Consider the following 18717-nt stretch of genomic DNA (forward strand, 5'->3'; position numbering starts at 1 on the left):
CTCCAGCACCAACACCGGTTGCGGTCACAGAGAGAACGATGGAAGATTTATCGATTCCTGACGATTTTGACTATCGACCAATAGAGGCTTATTCACTTTTGGTTGATGCGACCAACGATGTCAATGGCAGAGCGTTTGTTTCGGTCTATACAGAGTTTAGCGAAAAGGCATCGGGTGAGTTAGAACCTAACTACGAAAGTAAAGTCGCTTCGCAAGCACTACGAAACGGCAAGGCAGAACTAAACTTCAATGCTGCAGAACATGTAGGATCGTTTTTAGTCGAGATATGGACGTACGATGGCAACGACCCTGTGAAGAAGTTAGTGACGGCCTCTAGCGAAAAGTTAACATGGTAAATCCGTATTAAATACGCAACATATCAGTACAGCGCAAAAAGCCTCGCCACAGCGAGGCTTTTTAATAGCTTGTCGATAGCCAAGGCAGTACAATGCACAAAAAGCCACAAGCGATAAAGACAATGAATCAAGAATACCTAAACGAGCCCGAAGAATTTGACGATCAAGAAGGCGAAGAGATCGAAATTGAAGCATCGGAATTGAAGTCTCAAGTCATCCCATTGAGTTATATAAACTGTTCAAAGTGGCTAACTTAGTGGGCGGTGGTGGTGAAGCGAAACACTTTATTGCTGAGGGTTATGTTGCGGTAAATGGTGAGCTGGAAACACGCAAGCGCCGCAAAATGTACGATGGTGACTTCTTTGAGTTCAACCAAGAATATTACGTTGTCGTTTGCGATCAGCCGCCGACTGAGCCAGAAGAGGCAAAGGTAGCGAACAAGCCTGAGCCAAAAGCGGCGCAGTCGAAACAGAGCAAGCCGCAACAAGACAAACAAAAAGAACAAAAAGGCGAAGTCCAACAAGCCTGGTCAATCGTCGTCAAAAGCCAATAAGTCGAACAAATCCAACTCAAGCAAATCGAACCAAAAAGGCAGTAAAGACCCGAATAGCGGACGCGGTTCCATCGATTTCTTCTAGTTACGCACTGTCATTACTCGTAGCGCTGAGTTTAAAAGGATCTAGAACAAAACTGCAATATCAATGACCGATACTCATAAGAGTATCGGTTTATCGAGGAGAGAAGAATGAAGTTTGTGGTTGATACACACACGCATACCTACGCCAGCGGTCATGCTTACAGCACCATTACCGAGAATGCTCAGGCAGCAAAGGCCAATGGATTGGAAATTCTATGTACTACGGATCACGCAGAAACCATGCCCGGTGCTCCCCACTTTTGGTTTTTCTCAAACCAACGAGTGATCCCTAGGTTTCTTTCTGGTGTGGCAATCATTCGTGGTATTGAAGCCAATATTCTGAATACTCAGGGCGAAATTGACGTCAACCCTACGTCATACAAAGCGCTCGACTGGATCATTGGCAGTTTTCATGAGCCTGTGTTCAAACCGACGAGTAAAGAAGAACATACCGAAGCACTTATCAACGTGATTAAAAGTGGCAATATCGATGCGTTAGGTCATTTGGGAAACCCAAACTTTGACTTTGACTTCGAGGCCGTAGCAAAGTGCGCTGCGGAGCATCATGTTGCCATTGAGATTAATAATTCAACACTTAAGGGACATAGCCGAGTAGGGAGTGTTGACCGTTGTTATGAGATTGCCAGAGCAGTGAAAGCGGCAGGCGGGTATATTACGACCGGGAGTGACTCTCACTTCTATGACACAATCGGTGAGTTCGAACTGACGCGCAAACTCCTAGTTGAAGTAGAAATGCCGGTAGAGAAAATCATTACCGCGTCTGCACGCCAATTTCTCGACTTCTTAGCGCTTAGAGGCCGAGAGCCTATCGCTGAGTTCAGCGATTTATAAGCAAAGCGGTGTAGCGTAAACGTTACATGTTTTGATGCAATTTTTTATCCCGTTGTTGCAGGAACTTCGAGTACAATAGCCAAGACCTCAGGAAGCTGGGGTCTTTTGCTTTCAAAAGGATATAGAATGACAACGACAGCGCTTATAAAAACCAAAACGCTCGCCAAACCACTACAACTTGTTAGTCTTATGACGCTATGCTTTGCTATCTCTACATCAGTAATGGCGTCAGGTGGTGTTGATCTTAAGAAGAACATGCAAGCGATGAAGCTCGCCTTCAAGCAGGCCGCAGAAGCGCAGACTGTAGAAGCGATGCAAACACCGATTGCCGAGCTTGATCAATTGATTGCCGATTCAAAACAAGGCGATTACCCACCTGAAAAAGCCGATCTTTACTTAGAAGGCTTCAAAAAACTTTCGCTAGCAATCGACAATGTCGATGCGGAGCTTAAAAAGGGCGACTTAGAGGCGGCTAAGGAGTCTTTGCGTGAAGTCGATAGCCTACGTCTTGAATATCACGACAAGCGCAACCCGAGTATTTGGAAGAAGCTATTTGGTTAAATGAGTAGCACTTATACCAATTGAAAAGGAGCACCGAAGTGCTCCTTTTTACGTCGAGTTAAATAATGTTCGACTGATGATTAAGCTTGCGCAAACTTGTAGGTGCGGTAGCCACCAATCAAGTTACGAGCCTTGAAACCACTATTGACAAGCTGGCGATACGCCACGTTACCGCGTAAACCTACTTGACAGTAGATCACAATCTCTTTGTCTTTCGGTAGCTCATTCATGCGACCACGCAGTTGGTCAACAGGGATGTTAATCGCACCCTCAATAAAGCCCACGTTTTCAAGTTCGCCAGGGTTACGAACGTCGAGCAGGATCTGATCTTCTGTCAGGTTATCAATCTCGTCGAAGTGGATTGGCGTTGCATCACCTTTAAGGATGTTGTTCGCGACAAACGCTGCTTGGTTGATCACATCTTTCGCACTGCCGTACGGTGGCGCATAGGTAAGTTCTAAGTGTTGAAGCTGCTCAACCGTCATACCAGCGCGCTGTGCGACTGCCAGAACGTCGATGCGCTTATCGACACCATCTTTACCCGCGGCTTGCGCGCCTAGGATCTTACCTGTTTCAGGACTGAACAACATTTTTAAAGACACAATCTCCGCACCTGGGTAGTAACCCGCATGGCTTGCTGTGTGCACGTAGACTTTTTCGTAGGCAATGCCTTCACGTTTCAGAACCTTCTCGTTTTTACCGACAGAAGCGACGGCGAGATCGAAGATCTTAACAATCGACGTACCTTGCGTGCCTTGATAAGTTTCAGAGCGGCCAAGCATGTTGTCTGCAGCCATGCGACCTTGGCGGTTCGCAGGTCCTGCTAAAGGAACAAAGCCGGATTTGCCTGTGACAAAGTCAGTATCTTCAATCGCATCACCGACGGCAAAGATTGAAGGGTCGCTGGTTTGCATGCTGGCGTTGGTATAAATACCGCCCAGCTCGCCAAGTTGCAGGCCGGCTTCTTTTGCCAGTTTAGTTTCTGGACGAACACCAATAGACATGATCAGCAGTTCGGTCGTCAATGTTTCACCGTTGTTCAGTGATAAAGTCAATTCACCGGTATTGCCATCCGCACTTTGCGCCGACGGAGTGAAATCGACAGATTCCAGTGCTGCGCCTAGACGAAGGTCAATGCCGCGCTGTTTGATCTCAGCGTGTGCAAATCCCGCCATCTCTTTATCTACTGGCGTCATCACTTGATCCGCCATTTCAATCAGTGTGGTTTTAATACCAAGCTGATGGAAGCTTCCATCATTTCTAGTCCAATGAAACCGCCACCAACAACCGTTGCGTGCTTTGGCTTGTTGGTCTGAATCGTCTGGATAATGCGATCCATGTCAGGAATGTTACGCAATGAATGGGTCAGTGGGTTGTCAACACCAGGGATCGCAGGGATGAATGGCGCAGCGCCTGGGCTTAGCAGTAGAAAGTCGTAAGATTCGGTATACTCGCTATTATCAATAAGGTTCTTGATAGTGACTGTTTTGTCAGCACGGTTAATGGATACCACTTCGTTCATCACACGTACATCGACATTAAATCGAGCTAGGAAGCTTTCAGGTGTTTGTAGCAGGAGCTTTGAGCGGTCTTTAATGTCACCACCAATGTGATAAGGAAGGCCACAGTTTGCGAACGATACAAACGGTCCACGCTCCAACATAATAATTTCAGCGTCTTCGCTTAAACGACGAGCACGAGCAGCCGCAGAAGCACCACCAGCCACACCACCTACAATTACGATCTTAGTCATACCTTACCTCATTACTTATCTTGGATACTTGTCCAAAGATGCATGTTAATCGTGAATGACAGCCACTATAAACACTATAATTAGCTTTGTCTAATATATTTTAAACTAAATATAGTTTGGCTAATTAAGTATTGACTAATTTAATGGGTGTGTGGATAATGACGACATCAAATCAACACACAGAGGTAACAAAGTGAATTTACTGCAAATGAAAGATCGCGCAGTGGATGTAGCGGAAGTGCTTAAAACACTCGCCCATCCGGATCGCTTGTTCGTGTTGTGCCAACTAGTTGAAGGTGAACAGGGAGCTGGACAACTACAAGCAAATTCCAATTTAAGCCAATCGGCGTTTTCTCAGCATTTGTCTGTGCTGAAAAAAGCGGACTTGGTGACATCTCGAAAAGAGTCGCAACACGTTTACTACGCACTCAAAGACGATCGCGTTGTTGGGCTTATACAGCAACTTCATAGTCTCTACTGTCATTAAGAGTCCTCTTACTTTCTAGCTGTAGCTGGTTTAACTTGCAAAATTTTTGGATGAATTTTGCAACTTAAATCAATTTTAAGTTTGAAATTCAAAGAGGTAGTTATGGAATTTTCCTTCCCTTGGGCGTCTCTGCTCGGCGGTATGCTGTTAGGTGTATCGGCAACCTTGTTACTGATGTTTAACGGCAAAATTGCCGGCATTAGTGGCATTGTTGGACGTATTTACAAAGGTCGTAAAGGCGACACCAGCTGGCGCGTTCTGTTTGTATTGGGCATGATCTTAGGTGGTGTTGTTGTCGCCAAAGTGCTCAATATCGAACCCGCAGCGATGGTGGTGCCGACGCCGCTTGTACTCATTGCAGGTTTAATCGTGGGTATTGGTACTAAACTGGGCAACGGTTGTACCAGTGGGCATGGTATTTGTGGCATGGGGCGTTTGTCGAAACGTTCTATTGCGGCGACCATGACATTTATGGCCGTGGCAATGGCGACCACGACAATTATGCTACACGTACTTTAGGAGAAGACCATGTTTCGTATTATTGCTTTGATTAGTGGTTTTTTGTTTGGTGCGGGTATGATCGTTTCCGGTATGGGCGATCCGGCTAATGTGATGGCATTTCTCGATATCTTCGGCCAATGGTCTCCAGACCTTGCGTTTGTGATGGGGGAGCACTTCTGGTATTCGCGCCAAGCTATTGGTTGATTATCCGCCGAAAACCAGAGCCAGTGTGTACGGATCAGTTCTGTTTGACTGAAAACAAGAAAGTCGATGTTCAATTGCTAAGCGGTTCTGCACTATTTGGTTTGGGTTGGGGTATTGCGGGTATATGTCCTGGACCTGCTATCTCATCCATCGCCAACGGTAACATTGGGGTGGTTGGCTTTGTTCTTGCGATGCTTGTGGGCATGTTGATTGGTGATGTGTTGCTAAGCAAAAAAACACAAGTCGCGATGGCAAAGCAATCGTAGTGTTACAAACTACGACGAATAACTTTCTGAAATAAAGTGGAAATTTAAAGCTCGGTTGCCAAACCGAGCTTTTTTATTGCCTATAATTTGAAGAGCGACATACAACTTCAGTCACAAAAGCACATAAATTAGCACTTTCTAAATAAAAGTATTAGACATTTCTAATTTACGCCTTTATATTAGGGTTAACTAATTAATGATAATGAGGTAAACATGAAAGTCAGCTTTCTCAAATGGGCAGTGATCGCCAGTGCTGTCATCGGTACAAGCGCCAATGCGTATGAAACCACCATTATTGAACGAAACACTATCGATTCGGTTGTAGAGTTAGATGCAACCGTTGAAGCCGTTAATCGCGGCACACTGTCAGCACAAACGTCGGGTCGCATTGTGGCTGTTAACGCCGATGTTAACGATATCGTCAAGCAGGGTGATGTGCTGCTGGAAATCAGTGCTGAGCAACAATCAGCTTCACTTGACGCTGCATTAGCACAACTCAACAGTGCCAACGCCCAAAACATTAAAGCGACTGCTCAGGTAAAACGCTACCGTGAGCTGTTCCCTAAAGGTGCGATCTCCAGAGAGCGTCTCGATGCCGCGGAAGCCGAAGCACGTTCATCTATTGCTGAAGTGAAGCAAGCGAAAGCGGCCGTAGCACAAGCGAAAGAGTCGTTAGGTTATACCAGCATTCGTGCGCCTTATACGGGTGTGGTTACTCATCGTTATGTCGAACTGGGTGAAACAGTAGCGCCTGGCAGTCAGTTAATGGCAGGCTTTTCACTGTCGCCACTTCGTGTCGTGACAGAGATACCTCAGCGCTATCGTGAAAAGGTCCAAGATGCCAGCCAGTTTTCAATCACGACTTTAACTGGTGAAACGCTTGAGCCGTACGAGGCCAAATTGTTCAACTACGCTCATGAAAAATCTCGCACTTTCCATCTTCGTCTTGAGCTACTTGAACAGCCCAAAAACTTACTGCCGGGTGAATGGGTAAAAGTGGCGTTTCAACATGATGAAAAGCCCTCTATACAGATCCCAGAGTCCGCAGTCATTCGCCGCGGTGAGCTCAGCGTTGTCTACCGTGTAGAAGGTGAGCAGGTTTCAATGAATCCGGTACGTGTGGGTCAATCACACAATGGTCAACTAGAAGTGCTCAGCGGTCTTGAAGTGGATGATGAAATCGTCAGCGACGTAGTTAGCTATTTAGCTGAGAAGTAGGGGGCAGCATGAGTCACAATACACCAGATGAAAAAATGGGGATCTCCGGACGTATAGCGGCTGCATTCCAAGCTTCAGCGATGACCCCATTGCTGGCCTTGGTTGGCTTGCTGCTTGGTTTGATGGCGATTGCCGTGACACCGAAAGAAGAAGAGCCACAGATTGATGTGACCTTCGCAGATGTCTACATTCCGTTTCCGGGTGCTTCACCGAGAGAGGTTGAGAGCTTAGTCACCAATCCGGCTGAGCAAATAGTGTCTGAGATTAACGGCATCGATAAGATCTATTCGTTCTCTCAGCCTGGCGGCGCAATGATTGTTGCAATCTTCGAAGTCGGCATTCCAAGAAACGAAGCTGTGGTTAAGATATACAACAAGCTTTACTCCAACAATGATTGGATGCCAGCAAACATGGGTGTAGGACAGCCTATTATTAAGCCTCGTGGTATCGAAGATGTTCCCATTGTAAACGTGACCTTGTCACCTAAATCGGAATCAGCAACCCTGCAAGAAATCACCAGTGTTGCTCATGGTTTGGAAACAGAGCTAAAGCGCATTCCAGGTACGCGAGATATCTATACGGTGGGTCGTCAGCCAACGATAGTCGATGTGAGGCTTGATCCTGCGAAAATGTCAGGTTACGGCGTCACAATTGATTCGCTCAACCAAATGCTGCCAGATGCCAATTCAGCATCACCTATGCTGAGTCTGACGCAAGACAATCAATCGATCCCACTGCAAATTGGTGAGTTTCTCACCAATGTCGATGAGGTTAAGCAGTTAGTGGTTGGCTTACACGCGGGTCAGCCTGTTTACCTCGCTGACATTGCCGACATTAACTTGGGGACAGACACGCCAACGCAAGTTGTTTGGACCAGTGACAAGAGCGACATTAAACCAGCGGTAACCATTGCGATTGCCAAGAAAAGCGGTGAGAACGCCGTGGATGTAGCGAAAGCAGTGGAAGAGCGCTTAGGCGAACTGGAAAGCACGCTGATTCCCGATAACATTCAAGTGGATGTGACTCGTGACTATGGTCAGACTGCCGCGGATAAAGCCAATACATTGATTGGTAAGCTTGCCTTTGCCACCGGCGCTGTGGTGCTTCTGGTTCTGGTGACGATGGGCGTACGCGAAGCGGTTGTGGTTGGTGTCGCCGTCATTATCACTTTGCTTCTCACCTTGTTTGCGTCATGGGCTTGGGGTTTTACTCTTAACCGCGTTTCTCTGTTCGCGCTTATTTTCTCTATCGGTATTTTGGTCGATGACGCCATTGTGGTGGTGGAGAATATTCACCGTCATATGGTGAAGGGCAAACAGAAGCTGGCGGAGCTTATACCTGGTGCCGTTGATGAGGTTGGTGGGCCGACTATTTTAGCAACATTGACGGTTATCGCCGCTCTGCTACCGATGGCATTTGTTTCTGGCTTAATGGGGCCTTACATGAGCCCAATCCCAATCAATGCTTCGATGGGGATGTTGATCTCGCTGATCATCGCATTTGTATTAACGCCATGGTTAGCACGCATTCTGCTTAAAGAGGGTGATGCTCACGAAGAAGAGGTGAGCAGTAAGCAGTCGGCTTTCTTTAAAAAGGTGATGTCACCGTTTGTCGTTAGCCGAGTGCAAAAACGCAACCGACTATTACTCGGAGTGGGCGTATTGGTGGCGATTGCTGTCTCCATGTGGCTGCCAGTACAGCAGCTTGTGGTGATGAAAATGCTGCCGTTCGACAACAAGTCAGAGTTCCAAGTGATTTTGGATATGCCAGAAGGCAACTCACTAGAGCGCACTCAACGTGTATTGTTTGAGTTAAGTGATGCGCTAAATGACGTCGAAGAAGTCAGTGACTATCAGATCTATGCAGGTACTGCAGCGCCAATTAACTTTAATGCTTAGTACGCCACTACTTCATGCGTCAAGCGCCGGAGAAAGGCGATATCCAAGTTAACTTGGTAGATAAGTCAGAGCGTGATCGTTCAAGCCATGAGATTGCTGTCGCGGTGAGACCAAAGTTGGTCGAGATCGCTCAGAAATTTGGTGGCAAAGTTAAAGTGGTTGAAGTGCCACCTGGTCCACCTGTTTGGTCGCCAATATTGGCAGAAGTTTACGGTCCGACTCAAGAAGTTCGCGAGCAAGCTGCACTGCAACTTAGAGAGATTTTCCGCGAAACGGATGACATTGTTGATGTCGACCTCTATCTACCAGAAGCACATCAGAAATGGCAGGTAGTGATTGATCGTAGTAAAGCATCGCGCCTTGGCGTGGCTTACTCATCGATTGTTGATTCTTTGGCGACCGCAGTAGGCGGCAAACCGGTGAGTTACTTGCACAGCGAGCAGAGCAAATACCCGATCCCAATCCAAATCCAGCTAAAGAAAGTGCCAAAGTGCGTTTGGAGCAGGTGATGAATATGAAGATCAACTCTGCATCAGGCACACAGTACATTCTCGCGGATTTGATTAAGGTCCGAGAGCAGGCAATGGACAACTACATTGTTCATAAAAACCTAGTGCCAATGATCATGGTTGTCGGTGATATGACCGGTGACCTTGATAGTCCTCTGTATGGTATGGCCGATATTTCATCGAGCCTTGCCGACAAAGGAATGGACGTTGAGCAGTACTTTGTTTCTCAACCTTCTGGACTCAAAGGCATTGAGATCTTTTGGGATGGCGAGTGGACAATTACTTACGAAACGTTCCGCGACATGGGCATAGCGTATGCTGTTGGTATGGTCTTGATTTATCTGCTAGTGGTCGCGCAGTTTAAGTCTTACTTGGTGCCGCTGATTATTATGGCGCCGATCCCATTGACCATCATCGGTGTGATGCCGGGGCACGCATTGCTGGGTGCACAGTTCACCGCGACGTCGATGATCGGCATGATCGCCCTAGCGGGTATCATTGTTCGAAACTCGATACTGTTGGTGGACTTCATTAACCACCAGTTAAGAGATGGGATGGAGCTGGGTGAAGCGGTGATTGAGTCGGCTATCGTCCGTGCGAAACCTATCATGCTAACTGCATTGGCAGCGATGATTGGCGCTTTATTTATCTTAGATGATCCTATCTTTAATGGGTTAGCGATCAGTTTGATCTTCGGTATCTTCGTCTCGACAGTACTGACGTTATTGGTGATACCGATTCTGTATTACGTCGCATTAAAACGCGGCATTGTAAAGGCGGCGGTGTAGACACATCGTCATAGCACAGAGCTCCGTGTTGGCTGCGGAGCTTTTATTTGCATACAAATATTAGCTATTTCTTATTAAGAGGTTGATTATGAAAGTTGAAAACGGTATTCGAATTCTCGCAGGGACCATGGTTTTGATCTCGCTATTACTGACTGCTACGTGAGCCATCATTTTGTCTGGTTTACCGTGTTTATCGGTCTTAACTTGATTCAAAGTGGCTTCACTGGCTTCTGTCCACCACGTAAATTGCTGCTAAAGCTTGGCCTAAAAGAATGAGTCGTGCTTGCTAGTGATGACAACGCGTCACGCAATACCAGATAAAACAACAAAGTGGGGAAGTCACCATGTTTAATTGGATTACACGTCTTTTTGGATCCAACAATTATGCACAAACCATACAGGACTACTTAGATCAACAAGCGGTTCTGCTGGATGTGCGTTCGCCGCAAGAGTTTGCGAGTGGGCATATCGATAATGCCAAAAATATTCCACTGGATGCGCTAGCGACAAGAGCAAACCGAGAGCTCAAAACATCGGCGCCGCTTATCGTTTATTGCGCGTCCGGCATGCGCTCGCGCGCGGCTGTTGGTGTACTAAAGAGCCAAGGGTTTAGCCAAGTTGTTAATGGTGGCAGCGTGCACAAGCTTGCCGGTGCGGTAAGGAGTTGGAATGCCAAGTAGGTTCTCGCTCGCAGCCTTAACGCTGCTACTTGCAAACACTGTGTATGCCGAAAGCATACTGGATGTTTACAATACGGCCAAAGTGTCTGACCCAATGCTGCTGCAAGCAAAAGCACAATCTGAGGAAGCTAAGGAAGCCATCAATAGCACGCGCAGTGTGTTATTGCCACAACTCGATTTAACAGCGGGCTATGACTACTACAATAGTGATAGACCGCTATTGAGCAGCGAACAGTGGCGTGCTGGCGTTCAGTTTTCGCAGGAGATTTACAATCCAGCGAGTTGGATTCACCTTGAACAAGCTGAAAAATCGGCGGTGAGAGGCGGCGTGATGTACGCGCAAGCTCAGCAAGGTTTGATTATTCGCGTTGCTGAAGCGTATTTCAATGTGCTTAAAGCAGAAGATGCACTTAAGCTGACACAAGCTGAGAAGGCCGCCATTGAAAAGTACGCCAGTACGATAAATGAAGCCTATCGTGTCGGTACTGCAGATTTAACAGACTTACAAGATGCTCGAGCTCAGCTTGATAGAGTCAGTGCGACTTTAGTTAAAATTCGAAATCAAGTTCGCAATAGTTATGAAGCACTGCGAAAGATCACCAAAGTCAGTTACCAAGGTTTAGATACCTTGTCGGTTGAGCGCTTTGCCGCTTCTTTACCAACACTGCCAGCAGACTCGATGGTTGAACTGGCCTTACAAGAAAACCTATCGATTCTTAGTGAAACAATGGCGAAAGATATCGCTAAGACTGATATCGAGCTTGCACAGTCTGGGCATTTACCGCATTTGTCCCTAAATGCGGGGTATCAATACTCAAACGAGCAGCGTGATGACTCCTTTTATTCCAAAGGGGGAGTAATGATACCTATGGTGGACTTAACTTTGTATTGCCTTTGTATAGTGGTGGAGGGACCAGCTCTCAGGTTAAACAGGCTGAGCTTAGATATGTTGCAGCATCACAAGGTCTAGAGAAGGTCTATCGGGATGTATCCAGTGATGTACGTGGAACCTATAACGATATCCTAGCGAGTTTAGAGGACATAAAGGCGCAGCAACAATCGACAACGTCTGCTGAATTGGCACTGTCAACCCAACAGCTTGGCTTAGAAGTTGGAACCAGAACGATTGTAGATGTACTGCAAGCGACCAGTTTTTATTATGATGCTCAGCTTCGCTTATCGAATGCACGCTACAGCTATATCTTGAACCGACTGTATCTTAAGCAGCTGGTCGGTAACCTCAATGAGGGAGATATCCTCTCAATTCATCAAGGGCTTTCACGAGCTCAATGATGGCCTTCGTTTAGTGATCACTGCCATACAGAGTTATCGACAATGGGCAGTGATCACTCATCTGATATTTAATTACTTTCGATGTAGGCATGACATTTTGTTTTGCAGGACTAGCGCGTAGGTTAGGACTCACCACAATATGATCAATCAATGATCGATATTGGTGAGTGCTATTGGGATTTCGCTTTGAGCGTACCTTACAACGGGCTTTTGTGGATTGCGACGCTAGCCTTGGTGTCGTCGTTAATTCCTGAGTCATCAAAGTCCAAAGCCAATCCCCGCGATAACTCAAATTATGGTTAAAGTCACCAAGGATAAGATAGGGTTCATTATTGGCGTCTCGTTGCTGAAGCAAGAGTTGATAACTTGGCCTTGTTGTTTTAGCTGTTTACAGGCGCTGTGTCGACTCAGTTTGCCGCTGCAGCCAGCTTTTAAGTGAACGGAAAGAAGATGGATTGGTTGGTCGCTCGCCAACTCCAGAGTCACAGCACTGGCAAATCGTAGCTTACTCGCTTGTATGAGAGGGAAATCCGCCGTATCAGTTACTTTGATAGTTTCTTTAATCGCAAACCCTGTGTACTGATTGATGTCTGAAAACTGATGCTGACGATTATGGGCATCCGAGCGTTCTGACAAGTAAATACGGTATCCTTCGCCTACAACCCGTTTCATCGCTTGTACGCTGTCTACTTCTTGAAAGGCGAGAATGTCTGGATTGACGCTCTTGAAATGCAGATTTAGCGCATGAAAATCATCCTCACTTCGAAAACTGGTTTTGAATTTAGCCGAGGGTGTCGTGGTAAGCCACTCTAAATTCCAACTCATCAATGTTAGAGATTTTCCTTGTGCAATACTCAATGTAGGAAAAAGCGATATTCCAGCAAGTAAGGTTGTAACTAGGTGTTTATAACCGTTTGTTCTTATCATTGTCCTTGCCATTTATAAAACTCCTTTCAGCCAATGTGCCGTAAGCCTTGGCGGAAATGCAACTGTTTTTAGCGAAAAATTCGTGTCTTATTTTGAAATTACACGGTATGAGATCCAGTTCATTTAGATCGAATTCTTCTTGTTCACTACCCAGTTTTTATTGATCTAAGTCAATACTTTCAGTTGGTGCTTCTCGTTAAATACACCACAATATATTGTGTCAGAAGAAAAAGTAACAACCCTATATAGTGTGTTTGTGGATAACTCTGTGAGTATGCTAGGGGTAAGGAGAAAGGGTGAAAACAATCGTAATCAAGAGAGATGGCTCTCGTGCTCCGTTTACAAAGGATCGTATTGAAGCTGCTGTGGTAAGTGCGGCGGAACATGCAGACAAAGAACTCGAAATCTATGCTAAAAATGTAGCGTTAGCGGTCGAGCTCAAGCTGCAGGATTGCGAACATGTGGATATTCAGGAAATCCAAACTCTGGTTGAGAACGAGTTAATGCAGGGTCCATACAAAGGACTGGCACGTTCTTACATTGAGTACCGTCATGACCGCGATATTGCTCGCGAGAAAAAAAGCGCTCTGACTAAAGAGATCGAAGGCCTTATTGAAGAGAGCAATGCCGATCTTCTTAATGAGAACGCTAACAAAGACGGTAAAGTGATTCCAACTCAGCGTGACTTGCTTGCAGGCATCGTCGCTAAGCACTATGCGAAAACTCGTATTTTGCCGCGTGATGTTGTTCAAGCACACGATGAAGGCGATATTCACTATCACGATTTGGATTACGCACCTTTCTTCCCGATGTTTAACTGTATGCTTATCGACTTGAAGGGCATGCTGACGCATGGCTTTAAGATGGGCAATGCAGAAATTGACACACCTAAATCCATTTCAACAGCGACAGCGGTAACGGCACAAATTATTGCGCAGGTAGCGAGCCACATTTATGGTGGTACTACCATCAACCGCATCGATGAAGTACTCGCACCTTATGTAAAAGCGAGTTATGACAAACATCTTGAAATCGCGAAAGAGTGGGATATTCATCAACCAGAAGCGTTCGCTCAGGCACGCACTGAGAAAGAGTGTTATGACGCATTCCAATCTCTTGAGTACGAAGTCAACACACTTCATACCGCGAATGGTCAAACTCCGTTTGTTACCTTCGGTTTTGGTCTAGGTACGAGCTGGGAATCGAAATTGATCCAAACCTCGATCCTTAAAAATCGTATCGCAGGTCTGGGTAAAAACGCAAAAACAGCGGTGTTCCCGAAACTGGTGTTCGCAATTAAAGATGGACTCAACCATAAATCAGACGATCCAAACTACGACGTTAAGCAGTTAGCTTTGGAGTGTGCGTCTAAGCGCATGTACCCAGACATCTTAAACTACGACAAAGTGGTTGAAGTCACCGGTTCGTTCAAAACGCCTATGGGTTGCCGTAGCTTCTTGAACACCTATGAAGAGAATGGTGAACTTCAACATGAAGGCCGTAACAACCTTGGTGTTGTGAGCTTGAACTTGCCACGTATCGCAATTAAAGCGAAGGGTAGCGTAGATAAGTTCTATGAGTTATTGAATGACCGTTTATTGCTGGCTCGTAAGGCACTAGAAACACGTATCAGTCGTCTTGAAAAAGTCAAAGCGCGCGTAGCTCCTATTCTATATATGGAAGGTGCTTGTGGTGTTCGTTTGAAAGCGGACGATTCTATTGCACCCATTTTCAAGAATGGCCGCGCGTCTATCTCTCTAGGCTACATTGGTATTCATGAGACGATGACTGCACTATTTGGTACAGACACTCACATGTACGATGACAATCAAATGCGCGGCATGGCGCTAGATATCATCAAGCATATGAAAGAAGTAGTGAACAAATGGGCTGAAGAAACCGGTTATGCATTTAGCCTATACGGAACACCAAGTGAAAACCTATGTAGCCGTTTCTGCCAGATTGATACTAAAGAATTTGGCGTGATTGAAGGCGTAACAGACAAAGGTTACTACACCAACAGCTTCCACTTGGATGTGCAGAAGAAGGTGAATCCATACGACAAGATCGATTTCGAGATGCCGTATCCAGAAATTTCATCAGGCGGCTTTATTTGCTACGGCGAGTTCCCGAATATGCAGCGCAACATCGAAGCATTAGAGAACGTGTGGGATTACAGCTACAGCCGAGTGCCATATTACGGTACCAATACGCCAATTGATGAGTGTTATGAATGTGGCTACATGGGTGAGTTTGACTGTACCAGTAAGGGCTTTACGTGTCCTAAGTGCGGCAACCATGACTCTACTCGCGTGTCAGTAACACGCCGTGTGTGTGGCTATCTAGGTAGCCCGGACGCTCGTCCATTTAACTTCGGTAAACAAGAAGAAGTTAAACGTCGCGTTAAGCACCTGTAATCGTTAAACAAAAAAGTCAGTAAAGAGAGCAACAACGTATGAATTATCATCAGTATCATCCAATCGACGTGGTCAATGGACCTGGTACGCGTTGTACTCTCTTTGTTTCTGGCTGCGTGCATCAATGCCGTGGTTGTTATAACCAGTCGACGTTGTCATTGCATTCTGGTCATTTGTTTACCCAAGAGCTTGAAGACCAAATCATAGCGGACTTAAACGACAGTCGAATAAAAAAAACGCGGCCTGTCGTTATCCGGGGGAGATCCCCTTCATCCTGCGAATGTGAGTGCTGTACTTAAACTAGTGGAGCGTGTACGAGCAGAGTGTGAAGGTAAGGATATTTGGTTGTGGACCGGGTATGTCCTTGCGGAACTTAGTGCAGAACAAAAACAAGTAGTTGATCTTATTGATGTGCTGGTGGATGGAAAATTCGAGAAAGATCTTGCCGATCCCGAGTTAGAATGGCGTGGAAGTGCAAACCAGGTTATACACCGATTTACAAACCTGTAACATTAATAGTGCAAAAATAAGGAGCTTCGGCTCCTTTTTCTATGCCTCAGAGCGGTTAGTTACGCTGGCTTTGCTGATCTTTTATGCAACATATGGTCAGGCGTTAATCTGGTTTACGGCTAGGTTTACAGAACGAATCGTCCTCACCAATAACAAAACTATTTCAATATTTTTAATCTAATGATAACGTGAAGGCCATTGCTTGAATTTCAAAGGGTTGTGACTTTCATGTTCTCTCAGTTACCCGAGCCAGCGCTCGATCCTATTCTTTCTCTTTCCGTAGCTTACCGAAATGATCCTCGTACCGACAAAGTCGATCTGGGCATTGGTGTATATCGAAATAGCGACGGCCAAACTCCAATTATGAAGGCCATTGCCGAAGCTCAGCGCATTGTGACTTCAGAGCAACAGACAAAAGCCTACGTTGGCCTAGCTGGTTGTGAAGAATTTAACCAAAGCATCGCGAAAGTGGTTTTTGGTGAAACCCCTATCTACGACCGTATGTCAGTCATTCAAACTCCAGGCGCGAGCGGTGGCTTACGTATGCTGGGTGACCTAATGAATGTTGCTGCTCCAGGTACAACAGTGTGGTTATCAAACCCAAGCTACGTAAACCATAAGCCTGTTATGGAAGCTGCTGGTTTGAAAGTCAAATTTTATCGATACTTCGACGTAACGACAAAACAAGTGGATCGTGATGCAATGCTGACTGATCTGAGTCAAGCGGGTCAGGGCGACGTCGTATTACTGCATGGTTGTTGCCACAATCCAACAGGTGCAGATATTGCGTTGGATGACTGGAAGGCGATCACAGAGCTTAGCGTTAAAAACGGTTTTGTTCCGTTCGTAGATGTCGCTTACCAAGGATTTGGCGATGGTTTAGAGCAAGATGCATTGGGTCTTCGTCATATGGCCGAAAATGTAGAAGAAATGTTGCTGACCACCTCTTGTTCTAAAAACTTTGGTTTGTACCGTGAACGTACAGGTGCAGCAATTGTTATTGGTAAGAACGCAGCTGAAGCAAACAATGCCAAAGGTAAGTTGTTAACGCTCGCACGTTCAACATACACCATGCCACCTGATCACGGTGCAGCGCTGGTTAAAACGATTCTAAAGGATGACTATTTAACCAACATGTGGACAGCAGAGCTTTCTGAAATGCAACAACGACTTGTGTCTTTGCGTGATGGTTTGTGTAAGGCCTTGAAAGAGACTAACTCATCAAATGATTTTGACTTTATCATGTCTCACAAAGGTATGTTTACTGTGCTAGGATTTACAGCAGAGCAAATGCAAAAACTGCGCACAGACTATGCGATTTATGGTGTTGATGATGGCCGAATTAACATTGCAGGGCTTTCTGAGTCTCAATTACCATATGTAGCGGATGCATTGGCAGCCGTTAGTCAAAAATAAAGACAACTATAGAAACAACTAAAAATAATAAAGGTGAATGAATGAAACCTTGGAAAGCGATATTACCGTTAATGTTATCAGGTGGTCTGGTTGCGTGTTCGACAACACCGACAGAAACTCCGCCACCTGTTGAGCCACCAGCAGCAGAAACTACGCCAGAAACACCAAAAACTGAACCGGCTGAGCCAGAAGTAAAACCGGAAGAGAAGGTGACTGAAGCGAAACCAGAAAAGCCGGAAGAGCCAGTAAAAGAAACCAAACCAGCGGAGAAGCCGAAGCCAGCTCCGGTTAAGAGCGATGACGGTAAGTTAATCCTAGGTGAGCAAGAATATGTTCGTCTAATGGATATGAAAGTGACGACAAAAGCTCGTATCGACACTGGTGCGACAACGTCTTCACTAAGCGCGGTTGACATCGTCCCATTTGAACGTGATGGCAAAGATTGGGTGAAATTCAAAGTGAAGCACGATGGTGTGGAATCTAAAGAAGTATCGATGCCAGTTGACCGTTGGGTAAAAGTAAAGCAATCAAGCTCGGAAGAGAGTGATAAGCGCCCGGTCGTTGTATCAGTGATTAAAATTGGCGATATGACGAGTAAAACCGAGTTTACGCTTGCTGACAGAACGCACCTAAAATACCCAGTGTTATTAGGTAGAAGTTTCTTCAGAGATGTCGCAATCGTCGATGTGAGCCGTAAATACGTTCAGCCAAAACCAACCAAATAAAACAAAAGGGCTTTCCAAATATGGAAAGCCCTTTTTGATTCTTCGCACTATAACGAACAGAAAATATCGGTAGGGATTAGAAGCCAAACTCTACAGACATTTGTACTTGCGGGCCGTAAATGCCGCCATCTTTGATATCTGCACCTAGTGATAGGGCATCTGTAGAGTGGAAGCGTGCACCCGCGCTCCAAATAAACACGGTATCATCACGACGGTTTAACATACCGATTTGACCGACACCTTCAATATTCTGTAGTAGCCAAACACGTGAACCGATGTTGAATTCAGACATAAATTCGCTATCGAACTTTTCATCATCTCTGGTTTTCACGTTATGAATTAAAAGTTGACCATACACATCCGCAAATTGACCGGCAGGGCCATTAAAGCCTAAACCACCCGCGATGTCCCAGTCCCCTTCAAAACGGCTGTCTGCACGAGCAATGATATGCGTGTTTTCCGTAAAGAAGGTCGTAAACTCAGCACCTACTGTACCAGGGTTAGCACCTAAGCGGACTTCGAATGAGTTATAGTTAAAATTGTTCGCTTGAACCAGCGTAGGGGCGGCAACTGCCAATGTTAACAGCGCAGCTCGGCTTGCTTTACCTAGCATGAGGACTCCATGATAAAAAGGTATCGATATAATCTCGAAATTTGAATTGACCAATTATATAAACAAACTAATTGCAAAATACAGACCATTTTAGCGATATCGAGAG

Annotated in this window: 13 protein-coding genes and 7 pseudogenes; 17 read left to right on the plus strand and 3 right to left on the minus strand. The window is 45.7% G+C overall.

Annotated features, from left to right (window positions below):
- Positions 1 to 38: 38 nt before the first annotated feature.
- The 4 genes and pseudogenes from TZ48_RS01830 (at position 39) to TZ48_RS01845 (ending at position 2406) form a co-directional block, all read left to right on the plus strand.
- Complete coding sequence (locus tag TZ48_RS01830; protein WP_112478041.1) at positions 39 to 356, plus strand: hypothetical protein; 318 nt, start codon at positions 39 to 41, stop codon at positions 354 to 356.
- A 122-nt stretch (positions 357 to 478) separates the two neighbouring features.
- Positions 479 to 994: pseudogene (locus TZ48_RS01835) on the plus strand (RNA-binding S4 domain-containing protein).
- Between the two features lie 107 nt (positions 995 to 1101).
- Positions 1102 to 1845, plus strand: coding sequence for a phosphatase (locus TZ48_RS01840; RefSeq protein WP_112478042.1), 744 nt, complete (start codon positions 1102 to 1104; stop codon positions 1843 to 1845).
- Positions 1846 to 2034: 189 nt separating this feature from the next.
- Positions 2035 to 2406, plus strand: a complete 372-nt coding sequence (locus tag TZ48_RS01845; protein ID WP_112478083.1) for a cytochrome b562 — start codon at positions 2035 to 2037, stop codon at positions 2404 to 2406.
- Between the two features lie 80 nt (positions 2407 to 2486).
- Here the strand turns inward: TZ48_RS01845 and TZ48_RS01850 are convergent.
- Positions 2487 to 4159: pseudogene (locus TZ48_RS01850) on the minus strand (FAD-dependent oxidoreductase).
- A 208-nt stretch (positions 4160 to 4367) separates the two neighbouring features.
- On the opposite strand from TZ48_RS01850, the gene TZ48_RS01855 reads away from it, so the two are divergent.
- From TZ48_RS01855 to TZ48_RS25670, 9 genes and pseudogenes are all read left to right on the plus strand, one after another.
- Positions 4368 to 4646: an ArsR/SmtB family transcription factor gene (locus TZ48_RS01855; RefSeq protein WP_112478084.1), complete on the plus strand. Its 279-nt coding sequence runs from the start codon at positions 4368 to 4370 to the stop codon at positions 4644 to 4646.
- Positions 4647 to 4748: 102 nt separating this feature from the next.
- On the plus strand, positions 4749 to 5165 hold the full coding sequence (locus TZ48_RS01860; protein WP_112478043.1) for a YeeE/YedE family protein: 417 nt from the start codon (positions 4749 to 4751) through the stop codon (positions 5163 to 5165).
- Positions 5166 to 5174: 9 nt separating this feature from the next.
- Positions 5175 to 5617: pseudogene (locus TZ48_RS01865) on the plus strand (DUF6691 family protein).
- A gap of 213 nt (positions 5618 to 5830) precedes the next feature.
- Entirely contained in the window at positions 5831 to 6835 is a 1005-nt protein-coding gene (locus TZ48_RS01870; protein WP_112478044.1) for an efflux RND transporter periplasmic adaptor subunit, read from the plus strand.
- 8 nt (positions 6836 to 6843) lie between these two features.
- Positions 6844 to 10030 (plus strand): annotated as a pseudogene (locus TZ48_RS01875) (efflux RND transporter permease subunit).
- A gap of 88 nt (positions 10031 to 10118) precedes the next feature.
- Positions 10119 to 10306 (plus strand): annotated as a pseudogene (locus TZ48_RS01880) (YgaP family membrane protein).
- Between the two features lie 68 nt (positions 10307 to 10374).
- Positions 10375 to 10710: a rhodanese-like domain-containing protein gene (locus TZ48_RS01885; protein WP_112478045.1), complete on the plus strand. Its 336-nt coding sequence runs from the start codon at positions 10375 to 10377 to the stop codon at positions 10708 to 10710.
- The gene (locus TZ48_RS01890; protein ID WP_112478046.1) at positions 10700 to 11680 is read left to right on the plus strand and encodes a TolC family protein; all 981 of its coding nucleotides are present in this window, start codon (positions 10700 to 10702) and stop codon (positions 11678 to 11680) included. Before TZ48_RS01885 ends, TZ48_RS01890 begins: the two co-directional genes overlap by 11 nt.
- A complete protein-coding gene (locus TZ48_RS25670; protein ID WP_162674452.1) occupies positions 11605 to 12003 on the plus strand; it encodes a TolC family protein in 399 nt (132 codons plus the stop codon). Before TZ48_RS01890 ends, TZ48_RS25670 begins: the two co-directional genes overlap by 76 nt.
- A 10-nt stretch (positions 12004 to 12013) precedes the next feature.
- Here the strand turns inward: TZ48_RS25670 and TZ48_RS01900 are convergent.
- Positions 12014 to 12828, minus strand: a pseudogene (locus TZ48_RS01900) (endonuclease/exonuclease/phosphatase family protein).
- 398 nt (positions 12829 to 13226) lie between these two features.
- On the opposite strand from TZ48_RS01900, the gene nrdD reads away from it, so the two are divergent.
- From nrdD to TZ48_RS01920, 4 genes and pseudogenes are all read left to right on the plus strand, one after another.
- The gene (nrdD, locus tag TZ48_RS01905) at positions 13227 to 15347 is read left to right on the plus strand and encodes an anaerobic ribonucleoside-triphosphate reductase (protein ID WP_112478048.1); all 2121 of its coding nucleotides are present in this window, start codon (positions 13227 to 13229) and stop codon (positions 15345 to 15347) included.
- Between the two features lie 38 nt (positions 15348 to 15385).
- A pseudogene (gene nrdG / locus TZ48_RS01910) lies at positions 15386 to 15857 on the plus strand (anaerobic ribonucleoside-triphosphate reductase-activating protein).
- 228 nt (positions 15858 to 16085) lie between these two features.
- Entirely contained in the window at positions 16086 to 17273 is a 1188-nt protein-coding gene (locus tag TZ48_RS01915; RefSeq protein WP_112478049.1) for an amino acid aminotransferase, read from the plus strand.
- A gap of 41 nt (positions 17274 to 17314) precedes the next feature.
- Positions 17315 to 17998: a putative ATP-dependent zinc protease gene (locus TZ48_RS01920; RefSeq protein WP_112478050.1), complete on the plus strand. Its 684-nt coding sequence runs from the start codon at positions 17315 to 17317 to the stop codon at positions 17996 to 17998.
- A 76-nt stretch (positions 17999 to 18074) separates the two neighbouring features.
- Here the strand turns inward: TZ48_RS01920 and TZ48_RS01925 are convergent, their stop codons facing one another.
- Entirely contained in the window at positions 18075 to 18611 is a 537-nt protein-coding gene (locus tag TZ48_RS01925) for a hypothetical protein (protein WP_112478051.1), read from the minus strand.
- Positions 18612 to 18717 lie beyond the last annotated feature (106 nt).

Source organism: Vibrio variabilis (assembly GCF_003263785.1).
GTDB classification, from domain to species: Bacteria; Pseudomonadota; Gammaproteobacteria; order Enterobacterales; family Vibrionaceae; genus Vibrio; species Vibrio variabilis.